The sequence below is a fragment of the Nitrosomonas supralitoralis genome, assembly GCF_003011925.2.
GTDB classification, from domain to species: domain Bacteria; phylum Pseudomonadota; class Gammaproteobacteria; order Burkholderiales; family Nitrosomonadaceae; genus Nitrosomonas; species Nitrosomonas supralitoralis.
This window is the reverse complement of the sequence record NZ_PXXU01000024.1, coordinates 31,699-52,301: the sequence shown is the minus strand read 5'-3', so window position 1 is coordinate 52,301 and position 20,603 is coordinate 31,699. Positions and strand designations below refer to the sequence as shown.

Sequence of the window (20,603 nt, the reverse complement as noted above, 5' to 3'; positions counted from 1 at the left end):
ATCAGGAAAATTTTTGCTATTTCAATGAGCTCCGCGTCTCAGATGTATCATATGCTTCGAAGCTAGCTATGGTCTCGTTACAGAGGTATGAGAATTTGTGTAATTATTGATCTACTGATTTAATCATGTTCTGCCAGACACATCACGTTTATGCTTCATGCAGGAAATGGCCACTTAAATAAAAACATTGGACGTTGAGCGTATTCATCGACAATATTTAGGTGAGTGCTGTTAACATTTCTAGAAAATCTTACAATTAAAAGAGGAGTTTTGATGAGATCAATTTCCAAATTAGCTTTAATCGCTTCTATATTTCTTCTTTTCTCATCTCAAGCCATAGCCAATGAAGAAGTAATAGAAAATTCGTACTTCAGCAAGGCGAGCATAAAGCTTCTTGCCGGAGTGGCCAATTTGGCTACCGGATGGGTAGAATTTCCAAAAAACATCATCTTGACCGGGCAAAAAGATACACCAGTTTCTGGCTTGACTATCCTTACTTTAGGGGTATTGCAAGGTGCCTGGTATACCATTAATCGTACTGGATGTGGAGTACTGGATCTGGTGACTTTTATGATTCCAACCGATCCATTGGTTGATCCTGTTTTTGTATGGAATGATTTCTTGCGAGAGACAGAGTTTAAAGGATACCAGTTGAATTGATGGCATCCCTTGAAAACTCGAATATTCACTCTTTAGTCTTACTTAATCGGTTTATTGTCTTTAGCGAGCACCCCAATAAATGGCAAGAAGCTGCTGATTCATTGGTACCCTGAACACGAATCGAACGTGCGACCTACCCCTTAGGAGGGGGTTGCTCTATCCACTGAGCTACCAGGGCGTATATGGTATTTTACGCTAATTTCACAGCATGAATAAACCTGATCAACCGAATCATGTAAATCTATCTGTTGCAAAGAAACTACCCCAAACCGTAGTTGTTCTGGGATTAGTTAGTTTTTTCAATGACTTTGCTTCGGATATAGTAGTGCCGCTGATCCCGATTCTGTTGGCAACCGTGTTTGCGGCGGGGCCAGTTGCATTAGGACTGATCGAGGGTGTGGCGGATGCTCTGGCCAGCTTCCTGAAGTTATGGTCAGGGCGGCATACTGATATGAAGAGCGGAAGGCGCAAAGGCTTGGTATTGACAGGCTACATGCTTTCTAATTTGGCACGTCCACTGCTCGGGTTGGCGGGATCATGGGTGACAGTATTGCTGCTGCGTAGTGTAGACCGTGTCGGTAAAGGATTACGCAGCGCGCCTCGAGATGCGATGGTGGCTGATGCAACCCCCTCGCATATTCGTGGCTATGCATTTGGCTTTCATCGTGCATTGGATAACGCCGGAGCTGTAGCCGGGGGATTAACAGCTGCGGCTGTATTAGCATGGTCTGATTTAAGCTTGAGCGAAGTCATTTTGTGGTCGGCGGTTCCTGGGTTTGCTGCGATAGTGCTTTTGGGAGCGGGAATAAAAGAAAAGAAAGGTGATCGGATTCCACCAGAAAAATTACAACGAACACTTTCACCATTGCGGTGGTCTGCATTGTCGGTACCAATGCAGCATTATTTATGGGTCTTGATGTTGTTCACATTTGCGCGTGCTTCTGAAACTTTTATTTTGCTTTTCGGTCATGAATTAGGCATTAGCGTGGTTGAATTACTACTGCTATGGTCGGCACTGAATCTTGCCAAGGCCATCACTTCCACGCAAGGGGGTCAATTGGCGAATCATTTTGGACGTGGTGCTTTGATTCTGATCGGCTGGTCGGCGCTAGCCATTTCGTTTTTGGCGATAAGCCAGATCACAACCAGCATCGGGTTGTGGATGATAAGTATTTGCTATGGCTTATTCATGGGTATGAGTGAAGGCGCCGAGCGTGCACTGATTAGCGATTATGCATCGCCTGACGAGCGTGGCACTGCTTTTGGCTGGTATCATCTGGTCAGTGGCATCGCCGCCATCCCGTCAGGATTATTGTTTGGAGTCATATGGCATGTATACAATGCAGCAGCTGCATTTATATTTGCCAGCGTATTAGCGTTTTTGGCAATCGTACTGTTACGGGTGTGGGCTTGGCCTGCGCGACAAGGATATAACGAATAAGGATAAATAAATATCATGGAATGGTTAGCTATTACCTTGTCAATAATCACAATGGGAACTATGTTCTGGTTTTTTTCCACCAACAAAAAGGTTTTAAAACTGGGTCAGTCTGCACCTGAATTCAAACTGCCGGATCAATATGGACGAATGCATACTTTGGCAGATTGTCAGGGCAAATGGGTGGCGTTATATTTTTATCCGAAAGACGACACACCCGGGTGCACCAAACAAGCTTGCGCTTTTCGTGATGGCCTTCAACAGTTGACTGATTTGGGTGCCGAAGTAATTGGTGTGAGTGTGGACGACATAAATAGTCACGCCGAGTTTGCCAAGAAATTTCATCTGCAATTTACGCTATTGGCGGATACGACAGCAGAAACAGCAGCACGATATCATTCGCTCATTAATCTCGGCATTATCAAATTTGCCAAGCGCAATACTTTCTTGATCGACCCGCACGGAAAAATTGCACGCATGTATTTATCGGCCAGTGCGGCACGCAATTCCTCCGACGTGATTGCAGATTTGAAGCAGTTGCAAGCGATATAGCTCATGGTAGACTGTCTATGGATTTACGCTCTTTTGATTTTCATCAAAGATTGAAAATTACATCTTAGACAACATGTAAGATATAACAGAAGAAGGAGATAGGATGGCAAATTTTACTGAAGAGCAATTAGTCCAGCTGAAAGCGGCATTACATAAACGATATCTGGATTTGCAAAAGGAAATACGTAACGAGCTCGCTCATACTCAGGATATCAGCGATTCTGAAATGGCGGGGTATTTAAACAATATCCCTGATGACATTGATACGGCATTGGTCGACCGACAGATCATCGAAATGCGCGAACTGGAAATGTCAATGAAGTATCTGAGTGAACTGGAGTTCGGTGACTGTATCGATTGCGGGAACGGGATCGGATTTGAACGGTTGCTAGTATATCCGTCCGCACAGCGTTGTATTGAGTGTCAAACTCGATACGAAAAGGCTTTTCCGCAAGAGCCCAATCCTTCGTTATAACTGTCAATCGTTTTACAGACTCATGCTTTGGCTTTGAGCAAGATGAGAATAGCACCGCCGCCGCCGTCTTCCGGTTTTGCTTGGCAAAAAGCCAAAACGTCAGCACACTGCATCAGCCAATTTCCAACTCTCGTTTTTAAAACCGGCTCACGGTTTTTGGAACTCAAACCCTTGCCGTGAATGACACGAACACAACGAAATTTTTGCTGTACACAGTCATCCAGAAAACCACTTAATGCTTGTCTGGCTTCATCGCGCACATATCCATGCAAGTCGAGATCATCCTGAATCCTCCAGTGACCACGACGTAAACGTCGCAACGTTTGATGAGACATACCTGGCCGCACAAAAGCCCATTCATCGCCTGCCTCCATTTCGATGGAAACATAGTCTGTTAGCGCCTCTTCTGATGTCTCTGTTTCCTGATACTTTTTTTTGCGTGGAAACGGTGAGGCTTTGATACCACCGGAAACTATTTTATCTGAGGCTGGCAATGGAGCAACATCACTCATCGCTGCCTGAAACAGCGACATTTCATCCTCATTCACAACAGAATCATTTTTAGCCATCTAATTTTATCGACGAGCTGGTGCTGGATCTAAGATTCACTCGCTATTTCAAGTTATCCAGATATTTTTCCGCATCCAACGCCGCCATACAGCCGCTGGCAGCGCTGGTTACTGCTTGGCGATAAATGTGATCCTGCACATCACCAGCAGCAAATACGCCTGGAATAGTAGTCGCTGTTGCATTACCTTGAGCACCGCCGCAAGTAACAATATAACCATTTTCCATTTGCAGTTGCCCGGCAAAAATATCGGTATTGGGTTTATGGCCGATGGCGATGAAAACACCTTGCAAATCTATTGTCTGGGCGGAATCATCCTTAGTACTTCTTATGCGCATGCCGGTAACCCCGGATTGATCACCCAACACTTCATCCAGAACGTAATTAAGTGCCAACTTAATATTGCCGCTGCGGGTTTTTTCCATCAATTTATCAATCAGAATTTTTTCCGAGCGAAACTGATCGCGCCGATGCACTAATGTCACGTTGCGTGCAATGTTGGCAAGATATAATGCTTCTTCCACCGCAGTATTGCCGCCACCGATCACTGCAACATCTTGTCCTTTATAGAAGAAGCCATCGCAAGTTGCACACCCTGACACACCGCGTCCCATAAATGCTTCTTCGGATGGTAAACCGATATATTGCGCGGATGCGCCTGTGGCAATGATAAGTGCATCACAGGTGTATGTTCCTTGATCGCCGATCAAGGCAAATGGTTTTTCCGTCAGTTTTGCAGTATGGATATGATCAAAAATGATTTCTGTTTGAAAACGCTCGGCGTGTTTCTGAAATCGCTCCATCAATTCAGGGCCCTGCACACCCATAGCATCGGCTGGCCAGTTGTCTACATCGGTCGTAGTCATCAATTGCCCGCCCTGAGCCAAACCGGTGATCAAAACCGGATGCAGATTGGCACGCGCTGCGTAAACAGCGGCAGTATAACCAGCCGGGCCAGAACCAAGAATAAGCAATGAATTGTGTTTCGTCGTCATAAATTTATTTACGGAGTAAATCGAGGACGATATTGTACTCGTAAATGATTAAATTGCCTTGTTGACCGATCTCTTTGGCCATCATAGCCGATTGTTCAGTGACAGATTTCTGATTCAGTAACAAATCCTTTTTGTTCAATTCCTGATTGGGAAAATACATCTGCGTTGTCAACGGAATATAACCTGGCTTAAATATCTTTAAATGAATATGTGGAGGTCTAACCCAAGTTCCGCTGGCCGGGTAGGCGCCGGGCATTACTGTCTTAAAGCGAAACGAACCCTTGTCATCAGTCTTAATGACCGCCCACCCTTGGAAGTTTTGATCCAGCCTTGCTGGATTGGCATCGCGCGGATGACGGTAACGTCCATTGGCATCTGCTTGCCAGATATCTAGCAGTGCATTCTCAACCGGATTGCCGGATACATCGGTTACTTGTCCGCCAATCACAATATGTTGGCCACCAGCATTACCAACGTATCCATCGATCTGGGTTAAATCATTATCTTTATCTTTCTGTTTTTTTACTGGATAAAACGGCCCTTCTGTTTCGCTGGGCGTAGGTATTAGCGCTAAAACCTTAGCAAAACTACTGTTGCCAAGCGCACCGGCCACGCAACCCAGTAGGCTTAATTTAATCACTTTTCTTCGGGCAATTGTTTTCATGCTGAATGGCTCGGTCGATTTATGAATTCTAGTAAAGCTTTTAGAGCAGTGATATGAATAAAAATTCAGATGATAGAACAGGGTTAATCGACCTCTGACAAATTTAATACATAACGTCATTGCCATCCGTCATCCCTCATTTACTTGAGAACTTGTCTCAAGTTAGAGCACTGAGGCAAAAATGTCAAATGTGAGCTGATTCTACTTTCTTACTATTTTGAGGATTGAGAGAAACAGATATTGTGTTTAACTCTCTTTTCAACTGGATTTTAATGTAATTGAAAAATTCCCCCTGTGTGATGCACAGGGGGAATTGAAGAGGAAGAATGATACTGTTTCAGTTACTATGTACTATGCGTTAGTTTTTCTAGAGCGCACTGTAAAACCAATCAATCCAAGTCCTATCAGTAACATGGCATAAGCTTCTGGCTCAGGTACGGGACTTACGTGATTGGCTAATGATGTACTAACGTTTGTGAATACAAACGCTTCATCATTATAATCAAAATCTCCACCACCATATAAATCTTCAAATCCAACATAGGTACCAGCAGGAATGCCAAGAGCCGTGTCTCCAGAAAATGCGGCTGAGTAGATGTGATTCGTTCCATCAACATTGAATGCAGAATTGGAATTCCAGATATCTCCGGTATCAAGAACATTCAATTGGAATGAAAGAACATCTCCCGCACTGACGTAGCCAAGATTAACATAATCTCCTACGCTTGAAGTTTGATTGTTTAAAACTCCTGCAGATGACTCTGGTGTAACCACACCGTTCACGAGTAATGACAACGTATTGGTATAAGATGCCGAGCTTGATTGAAAGTAAGCGCCAATATAACCGGTTGTTGTTGCTGTAAAGGTGTAAGTATTAAGAACAAGGGTTCCTTCATCCGCATATGGAATCGCAGCCGCTTTTGCATGGGTTATCGAGAACAAGCCAGAACAAAGAACCAAAGACACTGCCATCAATCGTAAAGAATTTTTCATTGTATGCCCCAGAAACTGATTATTAATAAAATTGCACTAGATTAAGAAAATCCAGAAAAAGTTGATTATATTTATGGCTCGGCAATATCACGACAAATGTGATCACTAAGTTACCGTCTTCCAAACTTAACAACAGACTTAGTCAGAATTTCCCTACGTAACGAGATATTAAGCTCAATATTCAGTTTGGAATAGAGATGAATATCCTGAAATCATACTAAAATTAACGGGAAATTGTCCTATAAAAATCCCAACCCGATCGGACTGATTAATATATATTCTATACGATTAATAACTCTTGTCTGTTATCATTTCTCTTTTCGGTATTTAGATTTTACATATTCTTTCTTATCCAAAACACAAGGCATAGTTTAATATGTAATTGTTTTATTGCCATTATTTATTACCTGCCTCGTGAATCGAGGTGACGCTGGGAATGAGAGAAAGTTTAATTACATTCGATTTGATAAGCACCAAAGACAAGAGATTTATTTCATGAATACTAAATAATTAGTCAACTTGTCCTATAAAGCTCCTGGGCGGAGCTAGTAATTTATTGGGAGCTTTTTTTAATTCTTGGGCATAGCTTTGTGTGCAAGTTCTTGTGCGGACACTCCTCCAATTGTTACCTTATACCCAACCGCTCGTGCATGCAAACTGTTCCAGCGCTAGATTCTGTGCAGCGGACTCTATACCCAATACAATGTGTAACGCACTTATTCACGCAAGCGTATTTCTTCTGGATTTTGCTATTGCATATCCAGCAACTCAACTAGAATCAGCTAATCAGACAGAGTTTTTTCAAGCTGAAATCCCCTTGCAGGATATGAAATCAACTCAGTTTCGGTTAAAGTGGATTGGGATCCTGGGGATAAAAATGTCAGAAGCAGAAAGTGTGGTTACGTACTGTTAAGTAAGCTTATAAATAATTTGTGAATACGGCGCGAGTTGTCAAAAGACCGCGTATAAATGTATTCCATCAAACTTTGCAACACCTCATTTCTAGCCCCTTCCACAAGTCTTTTTCCAGCATCCAAGCCAATTCTGTAGAGTAATATCTCACTTACTGACAGAATCAGTTTCCGCGCAATTTAATCCCCAGTAATTTTATTTTGCGATAAAGATGTGTACGTTCTAATCCAGCCCGATCAGCCACGCGCGTCATATTCCCGTTTTCTTGATCAATCAACCTTTCAAAATAAGTTTTTTCGAATAAATCACGTGCTTCACGCAATGAAAGATCAAGGGGAATTTCTGGGGCAACCGATGCAGAAGCAGATTCTGGAAATACCATTGCCTGCTGCACAGCTTCCACTGAAATTTCATCACCGGTGGATGTCAACGCCAAAGAATGGACGACTCCGGTTAGCTGCGTAATATTACCCGGCCAATCATAATTACGCAGGCAATTCAGTGCTGCGGTAGTAAACTGAAGGGTTGATGGGGCCTCACCGGATTCCACAAAGCGCGATAAAATCTGATTGGCTAATTCAGGAATATCTTCCCGATGCGCCCGCAGAGCAGGAATACCAATACTTAAGCCACTTAGCACTTCGTATAACCTGGGATGATAAGCACCTTGCGCAGTCAACTCCGCCAGTGGGTGTGAAGTCGCGCAAACCAGTCGCACATTATATTTTTCAAGTTTGCTCAATAACAGCAACAAACCTTTTTGTGCTAATTTGCTGATTTCACCCACATCCTTAAGAAATAACAAACCATCACGTGCGGGCTCCAATAAATCCAGCGGAGATTCCGCTAATGGAGTCAATGTCTCGGGTTCTACCCACGGTGTATTAGGGCGATGCATGAAACGAGCACATATTTCAGCGCCTGCACCTGGCTCACCCATCAGCAGCACAGGTGCTTTCACATTGACAACTTGCTCCAATCTTTTCCGCAGATCTGCAATCAAGTTACCTTTGCCCAAACTGGCCAGAGAAAGCGCTGATTGCTGTTTACTTTGTCCGCCTCGCAAAGCTTTGCTGACAGTACTTAACAATTTCTGCAATGGTATCGGTTTCTCCAGATAACTAAATGCACCAATGCGCGTCGCTTCAACCGCCGTATCAATGGTGCCGTGCCCTGACATCATAATCACTGGCATTGTCAACATTCCATTACTGACCCATTCTTTTAGCAAAGTAATACCATCGGTATCAGGCATCCAAATATCCAGCAGCACCAAATCCGGGCGCGTCTGATTTCGCCAGAGACGCGCTTGCTCAGCATTTTCTGCCAGTGCCACACGGTACCCTTCATCACGCAAAATTTCAGACAGCAATTCGCGTATACCAATTTCGTCATCAACAATAAGTATTGTATTGTTTGTTATCATCTAGAATTCTCTCCATTACTGGAATCTAATCAGCTTGTTTAAATTGTCAAATTTCATGCTCATTTATGGATTCTCAGTTTTTTGATTGACGAGCACCAGAACATGAATGATTTTACTCGTCTTTTCTTAAATTACAGACTCGATAATTTAATTTAATGCCAATCTGTTATTCTCTGCAGCTTTATTTTTTTCCACCGTGGGTAGGATAATTGAGATTTGCGCGCCATGCGGCTTGATATTCTCGATATGAATAAGCCCATCATGTTCTTCAACAATTTTCTTGACAATCGGCAAGCCCAGGCCCGTACCCTTTAACTTGGTGGTGACATAAGGCTCAAAAACCCGCGCTCTGATCTCCTCCGAAAACCCGCAACCATTATCACGTACACTTAGCTGCACACCTCCATGCACTATTTCAGTTTTCACTTCTATCACGGGGTCCGCAGTATCAAATAATGCATCTTGTGCATTCTGTAATAAATTATGCAGTACTTGGCGCAGCTGTGCAGAGTCTCCTCTAACTCCCGGCAAGCCTTCCGTCAATGACTGTTTGATTTGTATGTATTTACCCTTTTCAGCCGCCATATTTGTAGCCTCGTAGAGCGACAGCACTTCACGAACCAACTGGTTAAAATCAAGCTGCAGCAATTCCAACTCTGGAACACGTGCATATTGATTGAACTCGTTGACCATTCTTTTGAGAGCCTCGACTTGATTAACAATAGTCTCAGTAGAACGCCTTAATATCTTGGCATCTTCTTCGTCGAGTTTTTTGATTAGTTTATGCTGTACCCGCTCCGCAGAAAGCTGAATCGGCGTCAACGGATTTTTAATTTCGTGTGCTAGACGTCGCGCCACTTCACTCCAGGCTACCGCGCGCTGCACCTGCAGTAAATTAGTAATATCGTCAAAGACCACCACACCCCCGCCACCCGATATCTTAGGCAAACGTGTGCCCCGCAACAACAGAACCTGATTGCGACCATCTTCCGGGCGTGTTAATTGACGCTGCCAGACATCCGTTTCTTCCGAATTAAAACCCGTTCTAATTTCAGCAATCAGCGAATTCAAATGCGGCTCATTGGCCACACATCCTTCAATAATTGAACCATCCAAACTGATCAAAGGTATTTGCAGTATCTGTTCTGCACTTCGGTTTGCTTTAGACAAGGCCAATTGATCATCAAATACTAATACACCGGATGAAAGATTTGCCAGAATACTTTCCAGATGCGCCCGAGCACTCTCTACTTCCTGCTGATTATGCTGCGCAATTGCTTGTGCCTCTTGTAATTGCTGCGTCATCAAATTAAAAGATTCTGTCAATACACCCAGCTCGTCGCTACTTTGAACCAGATGACGTCGGCTGTAATCACCTTGCGCAATGGCACGCGTCCCTTCTGCTAACATACCGAGTGGCGCGCTTAACTTCTCACTGAGCAATGATGCTGTTGCCAGCGCTGAAAATAACGATAATAATAATGCCAGAGTCAATGTCACGCTATACAACCGAGTTAAGCCGTGACGAGACAATGAAAGCTCCTGGTAATCTCGATACCCGGCTTGCACCCGCTCTGCGTCTTTGGCCAACTGTACAGGGACTGGCTGCAATAACTGTAAAACCCGGATATCCTCTTTCAAACTCAATACATTGACAGGCACAACCACACGTAAATATAAACCTTTGTCGGCTATCGTTTCAACTGCAGTGTAAGCTTTCTGGATCCTTACATGGCGCATAACCATAGCATTTGGCTTTTCAGGAAATAATGCCAGATTAGTTTCGCTTGAGAATGCAATCACCTTGCCATCTTGGTTGAATAAAGTCGATTCTTCCACCTGAGACTGCAACAATAACTCGTTAAGCACCAGCAAAGGAGGATTCGTAGTTCCTGCTAACATCAGAGCCGTGGCCTGTGCTTTTTTCTGCAATTCCTCCAACAAGTTATCCAGCATAGTATGCCCAAGATTCAATCCACCCTCCAAAGCCCGATCCACTTTCACATCAAACCAGGATTCGATACTTTTCTCAAGGAATTGCACTGATACAGCATAGACCAAAGCACCAGGAAGAATTGCCATCAGCGAGAAAACCAGCATTAATCGCAATGCCAGCTTAGATCCAAATACACCTGATTTAAGTCTGCGCCTGAATCGCCACAACAGGATTGCAACGATTGCCATGAGTAAGAGCACAAAGGCGACATTTATAACCAATAATAAGCGATATTTACGCTCAAAAAACTCCGTATTGGCACCTGCTGTAGCAAGCAAAAACAGCATGACTGCGCCCAACCCCGCACCAATAATGAGTACATACTTCATTACTGGCCTTTCATTTGGAACGGTTGCTCCGGTGTAGGTAATTTCATTCGCCACTCCAACTTGTCTGAACTCAGATCCCATCGACTGGAACCCAATGCCTCGACCTGGAATGGTTTGGGCATACGTGTCAGATCAAGCCATATACGCAGTGACGCGATATAATCAATGTCCCGTTTTAATTCTGATTTAACCGTCAAGGTAAAATCATGCAATCGACCCATAACCTGCAATGCTTCATTGAGCGTGTTAAAACTCTGTGAAAACGAGCCGTGATTTAAATGATACTGCCGCGTAAGTGCATAATACCTCAATCCGACTCTGTATTTACCGCGCACAATTTCTTCATCCAACCAATACCAGCGCACATCAACCAGACTGAATTTGAATACAAAATAAAGTACAATGCCTTTCTCAAGCGCCTGTTCCAAAGTCGGGTTAAGCGAAATTTCAGAATCCACACTGATTTCATAGTTCTCACCCACTGCCACTAAACTGACCGAATTTATCCGGATACCTTCCGCTTTTGCAGTGGCAGCTGGCAACATCAGAATCAACCACCAGAAAAATAAGCTGAAGCAAAGTAGCTTTGTCCGATTCATATGTTGATCAGGTTTTCTGCAGCAAGGTATAAAAGAAGCCGTCATGTTGAGTATCAGGTAACAGTTGCCCATCAACCATAGCTGCCCCGGAAATCGGTAGTCGGCATGCATCAGAATGATGTTTAAGAAATGTCTCAATCTGCATTGTATTTTCTTCTGCGAAGATTGAGCAAGTCACATAAAGCAACTTACCATCCTTATTTAGAATTTTCCACAATGCATCTAGAATTGCTTGCTGACTTGCTGCAAACTTGACCAAATCACTCTCTCGTCGCAGCCATTTAATATCAGGATGTCGACATACCACACCTGATGCAGAACAAGGCACATCAGCTAAAATACGATCATAGAGTTGCTTATCCCACCATTCATCAGGATTCGACGCATCACCGCAAATCAGCCGCTCTGATTCCAAACCCAAGCGCTCCAGGTTTTGCTGCACTTGAATCAGTCTCTTTGAATCATTATCCAATATCGACAGAGAGATATTAGCCAATTCCAACAAATGAGTGCTTTTACCCCCGGGAGCAGCGCAAGCATCCAACACCCGCATGCCATCGTGCACATCCAGCAATGGCGCAGCAAGTTGCGCACCCGCATCTTGTACGGTCACCAGGCCCATTGCAAAACCTGGTAAACACTCCACCCTGATGGGTTGACTCAATTGAAGTGTACCAGACCCTATCCATTCCACTTGAATCTCATTTTCTGCCAGTAAATTACAATAAGCCTCCACGCTGATCTTACGCCGATTAACCCGCAGAGTCATTGGCGGGCGCTTGTTATTCGCTCTCAGTATGGCAGTAAAATTTGTTGGATATTGCCGACGCAGTTTATCAATCCACCACTGCGGATGCGAATAGCGCCCAACTTCTTTTTCAGCGGCTTGCTTCAACAAATTTTCCTGTTGGCGGATAAAATTGCGCAGCACAGCGTTGACCAATCCCTGCATCGCGCTACCCTTCACTAAACAACGCGAAGCGGACACCGCCTGATCAACCACGGTGTGCTGCAACGCCCGGCTGTACTGCAATTGATATAAACTTACCAGCAGCAGATGATACAAACCTTTATCACGCAGCGGCTTCTTCAGCAGGAGCTCTAAAATTGCTTCCAGTTGACCATAAAAACGCAATGCACCGTAACTCAAATCCTGAATAGCGCCTCTTTGTTGCTTCGTAAGCGTGGATTCCACTTGCCAGACATCCTGCAACACTTCGGTTAGGCTTGCCCCAGCTAATACCTTACCCACTACAGAAGCCGCAGCAAGCTGTGTTTTGACCATATTTTATGAATAATTAACGGGTGTGAAACATTCACCTGGTTGAAAATTATTGCCAGCCAAAAAATCCGCTACATACATTTTCTTCCCCCCAGGTTTCTGCAACATTTCCACCTGTAACAAACCAGAGCCGCATGCTATAGATATACCCTCACGATCTGCCGCAACAATTTCACCTGGCTGCCCGGATTCACCTGTGATTGCTTTTGCCTGCCAAATCTTCAAAATCATTCCATGAAAAGACGTATAAGCTCCTGGAGATGGGTTAAATGCACGCACCACCCGATCGATCTGTTTGGCTGGAAGTTGCCAATCAATTTCAGCTTCAGTTTTAGTTATTTTAGCGGCATAACAAGCTTGTGTTTCATTCTGAATAACCGAAACAAGCTTACCCTGCTGTAATTGAACCAGAACTTCGACAATACTCTGGGCACCTAACAGACCCAGCTTATCATGCAATGATTGCGCGGTATCGTTCGACGTAATCTTCATATCGTGATTCAATAGAATGTTGCCCGTATCAAGTCCTGCATCCATTTGCATGATCGTAATGCCGGTTTCATCATCACCCGCAAGTATCGCCCGTTGAATCGGTGCAGCACCACGCCAGCGTGGCAATATCGATGCGTGAATATTCAAGCAACCTAGACCAGGAATATCTAATACTGCTTGCGGCAGAATCAATCCATAGGCCGCAACTATCATCACATCCGCTTGTAACGCCCGTAATTGCGCTTGTATTTCAGGCGTTTTAAGAGTCGGGGGCTGCATTAACGCAAGCTGATGCTGCTGCGCCAGCAACTTGACTGCACTGGCGGCTGTTTTCATCCCTCTTCCGGCCGGCCGGTCCGGCTGGGTTAAAACCATTACAACCTGATGCCCCGCACGGATCAATCCTTCCAATGCAACAGCAGCAAAAACAGGCGTTCCGGCAAAAATGATTTTCATACTAGTGCATTGATGACCATTAATTAAGACTACAGATTTTCAATGCCGTCGATGGAATAAGAAAATCATCCACAAAAAAACAAGTCGCTATTTTCATGCAAGCTCGCGCGGTTACATTGTACTACGCTGTTTTTTCTTTAATCTTGCCAAAGTGCGCGCTTGCTTAAGCCGAGACCAATATTCAACAAATACTTTTCCTGCCAAATGATCCATCTCATGTTGAATACACACCGCCAGCAATCCATCAGCATCCAAAACAAATGACTCGCCTTGTGCATTTAAGGCTTTTACTGTAACAAATTCAGCACGCTGTACTTTTCCATAAATACCTGGCACTGACAGACAGCCTTCTTCATAATCAGACATACCGCTGCTGGCAATGATTTCAGGATTAATCAGAACTAGCAATTGATCTCGCGCTTCAGACGTATCCATAACGATAACACGCTCATGGACATCCACTTGCGTTGCGGCTAACCCTATGCCGGGTGCTGCATACATCGTTTCTGCCATATCATTAATCAATGTACGGATTTTGTCAGTGACTTGCGCAACAGGAACCGCTACAGTATGTAGTTTTTCGTCCGGGTATTGTAGAATTTTTAAAATAGTCATGAAAAAATTATATAGATAAATAAACAAATACTGCATTTAGACCGTATTATTAGCCAATCATTTTGTATGATTAATAACTTGCACAGGAATCGTCCATGCGAAAGCCTATTATAGCTATGATTTTATTCCTGAGTCTGCTTTCTATTCCGCCAGCCAATGCTGAGAATAATATATTGCGGAGCGATACACCCTATCGTCATGTCGTTGTACCAGGCGATACATTATGGGGAATTGCCTCCAGGTTTCTTAACGACCCCTGGCGCTGGCCTGAAATCTGGGGACTCAATCGTGAACAGGTAAAGAATCCTCACAAAATCTACCCCGGCGATGCCGTAATACTGAAAAGAACACCCTACGGATATCGATTAAGCCTTGAGGACCCAGAAGACGGCATTAAAACAGTTAAATTATCTCCAAAAATTCGATCAGAGCTTTCAGATACTGCAGCCATACCCAGTATCCCGGCTGCAGCAATCGAACCTTTTCTCACACAACCCTTAGTTATTGAAAAGGATGGTCTCGACACCGCACCCTATATTTTGGGCTCCAGTGACAACCGAGTCGTTCTGAGCACAGGCAACACAGCTTATATCAGTGGATTACCGAACGACAAAGGCTCGGCATGGCAAATTTTCCGTCCCGGTAACGCATTGAAAGATCCCGACCAAAAAGATCGGATTCTCGGCTATGAGGCAACTTACTTAGGTAATGCCAAAGCCAGTTTATTTGCTGATGTCAGCACAGTAACCATTACTCGGGCCACGGAAGAGATTCTGAACGGAGATCGTTTGGTTCCTTCACCCGATAACATTTTCAATAACTATGCGCCCCATGCGCCGGATTTTCCAATCAATGGACGAATTATCTCAGTCTATGGCGGTGTCACCGAAATTGGCAAAGATTCTATCATTACCTTGAATAAAGGGAAAATGGATGGCCTGGAAATGGGCCATGTGCTTGCTGTTTACCGAAAAAGTCAAGCTAAATCTCTGGACGGGGAAACGGTACAGTTGCCTGAAGAGAGAACGGGATTGGCATTCGTATTTCGCGTTTTTGACAAAATAGCTTACGCTCTCGTTGTACAGAGCACACATTCCATTAAATTACTGGATGCAGTCAAAACACCCTGAAATAGCAGCTGTACATTCATGAAATATGCACCTGATATAGAATCATGGCTAAGTCTTAGTCTAATTGACGGTTTGGGCGGTGAATCTATTCGTCGGCTGCTGATTGCTTTTGGCAATCCTGCAGCAATCTTTTCAGCACACATCACAGCACTCGAGCGCATTGTAAAAAAAACAACGGCACATCGCATCAAGCAAGGTGCGGCTCGGGAAAATATTGTGAATGTACTTAAATGGCTGGAAGATCCCGTTAACGCAGTCATAACATTCGCCGACTCTGATTACCCAGCACAGTTACTCAATATTGCAGATCCACCTCCTCTGCTTTATTTTAAAGGCCGACGGGAACTGCTTCAGCGACCTGCGCTGGCAGTTGTGGGCAGCCGTAACGCTACGCCACAGGGTTTGTCCAATGCAGAAGCCTTTTCTGAATCTGCCAGTAATGCCGGGCTTTGTATTATCAGTGGCATGGCTCTTGGCATAGATACTGCCGCTCACCAGGGCGGCCTGCGTGGTTCTGCTGCCAGCATTGCCATTGTGGGCACAGGGTTAGACATCGTTTACCCGGCAAAAAATCACCCTCTGGCCCATAAACTTGCGAAAGATGGTGCGCTGATCTCAGAATTCCCCCTGGGAACGCCCGCCATAGGCAGGAACTTTCCGCGCAGAAATCGTATCATCAGTGGTATGAGCCAGGGTTGTCTGGTTGTAGAAGCTGCATTGCAAAGCGGTTCACTGATAACTGCACGTCAGGCACTAGAGCAAGGGCGCGAAGTTATGGCAATTCCAGGATCGATTCATTCGCCGCTGTCAAAAGGCTGTCATGCATTGATCAAACAAGGTGCAAAGTTGATTGAAAATACGCAAGATATATTGGATGAATTAAGTCATCTCGCGTTACACAATACCGAGCCAAACAGGGAAAAAGAATTCTCCAGTGAGAAATTAACCGAAAATTCTTTGTTACTCAATCATCTGGGATATGATACTGTTAACATTGACACCTTGTGCGCACGTAGCGGCTTGACTGCTGAGGTTGTATCAGCCATGCTATTAACGCTTGAACTTGACGGTCAAATTAGTAGTCTACCAGGAGGATGGTATCAACGAATTGAGTGACAATTGATGCCATTAACTAAAACCGTTCATCTGCAAACAGATCCGTATTTATAGACACAATTATGTTCGATATACTCGTTTATTTATTTGAAAATTATTTTGATTCAGGAAGCTATCCTGATTCTGCGACACTGACACGTAAACTCACCATGGCAGGATTTGCCGACGAGGATATTAGCGAAACACTTAGCTGGCTCTCTGAGCTGGAGCGTCATGATATTGGTACTTATCCGGCCAGCTTTGCCGAAAACAATTCCTTCCGATGCTTTACCGAATATGAAATAGAAAGAATCGATACCGAAGGGCGAGGATTTATTTTTTTTCTGGAACAGGCCGGCATCATCAATCCGCTGCAACGAGAGTTATTAATTGATCGTGTGCTGATGATGAATGAAAATTCACCCAGTCTAGAGAAGATTAAGCTGATTGTTCTGACAGAGCTTTGGATTCAGAATCAGCTGACCGACGATACTGTATTGGAAAAATTGCTGATAGTTAGTGACTCTCATTATCGTCATTAAGACTAAACCGCGTACTTTTGATACCGAATAACCGTTCGAGTGAATGCAGCAAACGCACTCGCCCTATAAGCTTGATTCATATCTCACAGTTAACAATCATAATCATGCGCGATCATACAGAGCCAGCAAATAATTTTTCTCGGAAAGCTCATGGGTAAATCTCTAATTATTGCTGAGAAGCCTTCGGTAGCGGCAGATATCGCGCGAGCACTGGGCAATTTCACCAAAAACACTGATTTCTTTGAGAATGATCAATATGTTATATCCTCGGCAGTGGGCCATTTGCTCGAACTGGTCATCCCTGAGGAATATGAAGTAAAACGTGGCAAGTGGAGTTTTACAAATTTACCCGTGATTCCACCGCATTTTGATTTGAATCCGATAGAAAAAACTTCCTCACGCCTCAAACTATTGAGTAAGCTCATCAAGCGTAAAGACGTGGATTCATTGATAAACGCCTGTGATGCCGGACGCGAAGGCGAGTTGATTTTTTATTACATTCTGCGCCATGTCGGCACCAACAAACCCGTGAAACGCCTTTGGTTGCAATCCATGACACCCGATGCGATTCGTCAGGGTTTTACCCAATTAATGGACAGCTCAGAAGTAAAGTCGCTTGCAGAAGCTGCTGTCAGCCGCTCAGAATCGGACTGGCTGGTCGGAATTAATGGCACGCGTGCCATGACTGCCTTTAACTCGCAGGAAGGAGGATTTCACAAGACCACCGTTGGGCGGGTACAAACCCCCACTTTGGCACTTCTTGTGGAACGCGAAGAGAAAATAAAAAAATTTCAGCCTCAGGATTACTGGGAAATTCACGCTACATTCACAGCCAGCAGCGGCAACTATAATGGCAAATGGTTCGATGAAAAATTCGTCAAGGATAAAATCAATCCAGAATCAAGAGCAGAAAGACTTTGGGAGCAGAAAAAGGCAGAAATTATTCGTGATAAATGTCAGGGAAAATCTGGCCATGTCGACGAAGAAAGCAAACCCAGCAAAGAAATCTGTCCATTGCTTTATGATTTGACCAGCCTGCAGCGTGACGCCAATAGCCGCTTTGGTTTTTCAGCCAAGGCAACCCTCGGCCTGGCACAAGCATTGTATGAAAAGCACAAGGTGTTGACTTATCCACGAACGGATTCACGTGCTCTGCCGGAAGACTATATCGGTACCGTTAAAGATACTTTGCAGAGCCTGGAAAACACCGATTATGGTAAATTTTGTCGACAGATACTGACATCAAACTGGGTTATTCCCAATAAGCGTATTTTCAACAACACCAAAATCTCAGATCACTTTGCCATTATCCCGACTTCATTAAATCCAACCAAGTTAAATGAAGCGGAAGCGAAGCTTTACGATCTGGTTACTAAGCGTTTCTTAGCCATCTTTTTTCCAGCCGCAGAATTTCTGGTTACCACCCGCATTACCAGGATTGAAAATGAACCTTTTAAAACTGAAGGTAAGGTCATGGTAAATCCTGGCTGGCAGGCGGTCTATGGGAAATCAATCAAATCAGATAATGCGGAAGATGACAGTACGCTCGTCGCCATTACCCCCGGTGAAACTGTCAACACAGAAACCATCAACATTCTGGCAAATCAAACTCGCCCGCCGGCGAGATTTAATGAGGCAACGCTGCTTTCCGCCATGGAAAGTGCCGGCAAACTCGTGGAAGATGAAGAGCTGCGTGCAGCGATGAGCGCAAAAGGCTTAGGTACGCCTGCGACCCGAGCTGCGATTATCGAGGGTCTGGTTTTCGAAAATTATATTCAGCGCGTGGGTCGCGAACTGCATCCCACGGCAAAGGCTTCTTCATTAATTACGTTATTGCGCGGCCTTAAAATTCCCGAACTTATTTCACCCGAATTAACAGGCAATTGGGAATTCCAGTTACGTCAGATTGAACAAGGCAATCTGAAACGCACCGCATTCATGGAAAAAATTGCCGAGATGACACGACATATAGTAGAGCAAGCGAAGACTCATCGTGGCGAAACCATAGCAGGTGATTTCGCCGTCTTGAAATCCCCTTGCCCGAAATGCGGTGGCATCGTACACGAAACCTATAAAAAATTTCAATGCCAGAAGTGTGATTTTGCGCTCTGGAAAATTCTGGCTGGCCGCCAATTTGAAGTTGAAGAAATGGAAACTTTGATCACTCAACGTGAAGTCGGACCCTTGCAAGGTTTCCGGAGCAAAATGGGGCAATCGTTTAATGCCATCATCAGACTTACGGATGCCCTAGAAATGAAATTTGATTTCGGTAATAATGATGAGAATCAAGAAGAAGTCGATTTCAGTGAGCAACTTTCGCTTGGAAAATGTCCAAAATGCAATCATGCAGTTTATGAACATGGCATGCAGTATGTATGTGAAAAATCTGTCGGGCCGACTCGTACCTGTGATTTTAAAACCGGAAAAATTATTCTTACGCGCCCAATTGATCGTGAACAAATCACCAAATTACTGGAAACTGGAAAAACTGATTTATTAACAAAGTTCATTTCCAAAAAAGGAAGACCTTTTTCGGCTTATTTGGTCAGAAATCCAGATGGTAAAATAGGCTTTGAGTTTGAACAGAAAGCCCCTAAAAAGACGACTGAAACAAAATCCAAATCCAAGCAGCCCAAAGCTCGATCAACCGGTGATATCACCCCTTAATCCGCTTAATCCAGGAAAAACGACAGCGCATCGTTCAATTATCCATCAACAACAACAGTCGGTCACAAGAAATCCCGGACATCCGGCAGGTCGTTGAAAAATGTTTTCGAGGCAACTGATACAAGGAAAAACAGGTAAGAAAGCGCAGTTTATGCTTAATAAATGAGCATTTTGAGCCTGCTTTTAGCCCCGTAGCAGCAACGCAGATAGTTTTTCAACGAACTGCTCTAGCAATTGCCCGGATTTTCCGCCATGCTGATTCCCGTTTTATAAATAAAAATTGAGGATATACTTACCCAATCCACTGGTGGCCATAATTATCATGATAAGCCCCCCTATAATGGCAGTGCCCTCTATGACGATCGATGCAAATGCGCGCGATGTACTCTCAAACTCTTCGTCACCCAAAGCATTTCTTCGTTTCTCTCTGCGTTCCTTCACCCACAATTGTAACCAGATGGCAACCGGAATCGCCAATAAAGAGAACATTAAAATAATTTCTGCGTCTTCCATTTATAAAACCTCTTTGTTATTAAAACAGCACGAAAAATCTATCTTTTTGATTTTCGCAAAAGAATCCAATACCAGTCACGCAATGTAAAAACCAGGCGTCCCGCGTTGGCTGATTGCTTTTCATTCAAAATTTACTGCGATAGATTACCTTAAACAAGATAGCATGATAAATATTTTTCCTGAGGATATAAATCGATCCGGATA

General features: G+C 44.1%; 19 protein-coding genes and 1 tRNA gene. 8 read left to right on the top strand and 12 right to left on the bottom strand.

Features of this window, described 5'->3' with window-relative positions:
- The first annotated feature begins 273 nt into the window (after positions 1-273).
- Positions 274-660 (top strand): exosortase system-associated protein, TIGR04073 family, encoded by a 387-nt coding sequence (locus C7H79_RS09260; RefSeq protein WP_106706997.1) that lies wholly within the window; start codon positions 274-276, stop codon positions 658-660.
- 102 nt (positions 661-762) lie between these two features.
- Here C7H79_RS09260 and C7H79_RS09255 read toward each other — a convergent pair.
- Positions 763-838, bottom strand: a tRNA-Arg gene (locus tag C7H79_RS09255).
- 30 nt (positions 839-868) lie between these two features.
- On the opposite strand from C7H79_RS09255, the gene C7H79_RS09250 reads away from it, so the two are divergent.
- The 3 genes from C7H79_RS09250 (at position 869) to C7H79_RS09240 (ending at position 3,125) form a co-directional block, all read left to right on the top strand.
- Positions 869-2,101, top strand: coding sequence for an MFS transporter (locus C7H79_RS09250; RefSeq protein ID WP_106706996.1), 1,233 nt, complete (start codon positions 869-871; stop codon positions 2,099-2,101).
- Positions 2,102-2,116: 15 nt separating this feature from the next.
- Positions 2,117-2,650, top strand: a complete 534-nt coding sequence (locus C7H79_RS09245) for a peroxiredoxin (protein WP_106706995.1) — start codon at positions 2,117-2,119, stop codon at positions 2,648-2,650.
- A 103-nt stretch (positions 2,651-2,753) separates the two neighbouring features.
- Positions 2,754-3,125, top strand: a complete 372-nt coding sequence (locus C7H79_RS09240; protein WP_106706994.1) for a TraR/DksA family transcriptional regulator — start codon at positions 2,754-2,756, stop codon at positions 3,123-3,125.
- A gap of 20 nt (positions 3,126-3,145) precedes the next feature.
- Here the strand turns inward: C7H79_RS09240 and C7H79_RS09235 are convergent, their stop codons facing one another.
- The 10 genes from C7H79_RS09235 to def all read right to left on the bottom strand — a co-directional run bounded on the left by C7H79_RS09235 (position 3,146) and on the right by def (position 14,452).
- Positions 3,146-3,694: a Smr/MutS family protein gene (locus C7H79_RS09235; RefSeq protein WP_172592398.1), complete on the bottom strand. Its 549-nt coding sequence runs from the start codon at positions 3,692-3,694 to the stop codon at positions 3,146-3,148.
- A gap of 43 nt (positions 3,695-3,737) precedes the next feature.
- Positions 3,738-4,688, bottom strand: a complete 951-nt coding sequence (trxB, locus tag C7H79_RS09230) for a thioredoxin-disulfide reductase (RefSeq protein ID WP_106706993.1) — start codon at positions 4,686-4,688, stop codon at positions 3,738-3,740.
- 4 nt (positions 4,689-4,692) lie between these two features.
- Positions 4,693-5,352, bottom strand: coding sequence for a dioxygenase family protein (locus tag C7H79_RS09225; protein WP_106706999.1), 660 nt, complete (start codon positions 5,350-5,352; stop codon positions 4,693-4,695).
- A gap of 351 nt (positions 5,353-5,703) precedes the next feature.
- Entirely contained in the window at positions 5,704-6,345 is a 642-nt protein-coding gene (locus C7H79_RS09220; RefSeq protein ID WP_106706992.1) for a DUF4114 domain-containing protein, read from the bottom strand.
- Between the two features lie 1,075 nt (positions 6,346-7,420).
- Positions 7,421-8,683, bottom strand: coding sequence for a sigma-54-dependent transcriptional regulator (locus C7H79_RS09210; protein WP_106706990.1), 1,263 nt, complete (start codon positions 8,681-8,683; stop codon positions 7,421-7,423).
- Between the two features lie 147 nt (positions 8,684-8,830).
- Positions 8,831-11,008: an ATP-binding protein gene (locus tag C7H79_RS09205; RefSeq protein ID WP_106706989.1), complete on the bottom strand. Its 2,178-nt coding sequence runs from the start codon at positions 11,006-11,008 to the stop codon at positions 8,831-8,833.
- Positions 11,008-11,607 (bottom strand): DUF4390 domain-containing protein, encoded by a 600-nt coding sequence (locus tag C7H79_RS09200; protein WP_242447221.1) that lies wholly within the window; start codon positions 11,605-11,607, stop codon positions 11,008-11,010. The genes C7H79_RS09205 and C7H79_RS09200 overlap by 1 nt, the downstream gene beginning before the upstream one ends.
- 7 nt (positions 11,608-11,614) lie before the next feature.
- Complete coding sequence (gene rsmB, locus C7H79_RS09195; RefSeq protein WP_106706987.1) at positions 11,615-12,892, bottom strand: 16S rRNA (cytosine(967)-C(5))-methyltransferase RsmB; 1,278 nt, start codon at positions 12,890-12,892, stop codon at positions 11,615-11,617.
- Positions 12,893-12,895: 3 nt separating this feature from the next.
- Positions 12,896-13,837 (bottom strand): methionyl-tRNA formyltransferase, encoded by a 942-nt coding sequence (gene fmt, locus C7H79_RS09190; protein WP_106706986.1) that lies wholly within the window; start codon positions 13,835-13,837, stop codon positions 12,896-12,898.
- Between the two features lie 111 nt (positions 13,838-13,948).
- Positions 13,949-14,452, bottom strand: coding sequence for a peptide deformylase (def, locus tag C7H79_RS09185; RefSeq protein ID WP_106706985.1), 504 nt, complete (start codon positions 14,450-14,452; stop codon positions 13,949-13,951).
- Between the two features lie 95 nt (positions 14,453-14,547).
- Here def and C7H79_RS09180 point away from each other — a divergent pair, with 95 nt between their 5' ends.
- The 4 genes from C7H79_RS09180 to C7H79_RS09165 all read left to right on the top strand — a co-directional run bounded on the left by C7H79_RS09180 (position 14,548) and on the right by C7H79_RS09165 (position 19,886).
- Positions 14,548-15,582, top strand: a complete 1,035-nt coding sequence (locus C7H79_RS09180) for a LysM peptidoglycan-binding domain-containing protein (protein WP_106706984.1) — start codon at positions 14,548-14,550, stop codon at positions 15,580-15,582.
- An 18-nt stretch (positions 15,583-15,600) separates the two neighbouring features.
- Positions 15,601-16,698, top strand: coding sequence for a DNA-processing protein DprA (gene dprA, locus C7H79_RS09175; protein WP_106706983.1), 1,098 nt, complete (start codon positions 15,601-15,603; stop codon positions 16,696-16,698).
- A gap of 62 nt (positions 16,699-16,760) precedes the next feature.
- Positions 16,761-17,219, top strand: a complete 459-nt coding sequence (locus tag C7H79_RS09170) for a Smg family protein (RefSeq protein WP_106706982.1) — start codon at positions 16,761-16,763, stop codon at positions 17,217-17,219.
- A gap of 150 nt (positions 17,220-17,369) precedes the next feature.
- Positions 17,370-19,886, top strand: coding sequence for a DNA topoisomerase III (locus tag C7H79_RS09165; RefSeq protein ID WP_106706981.1), 2,517 nt, complete (start codon positions 17,370-17,372; stop codon positions 19,884-19,886).
- A gap of 267 nt (positions 19,887-20,153) precedes the next feature.
- Here C7H79_RS09165 and C7H79_RS09160 read toward each other — a convergent pair whose 3' ends face one another.
- The gene (locus C7H79_RS09160) at positions 20,154-20,399 is read right to left on the bottom strand and encodes a hypothetical protein (RefSeq protein ID WP_106706980.1); all 246 of its coding nucleotides are present in this window, start codon (positions 20,397-20,399) and stop codon (positions 20,154-20,156) included.
- Positions 20,400-20,603 lie beyond the last annotated feature (204 nt).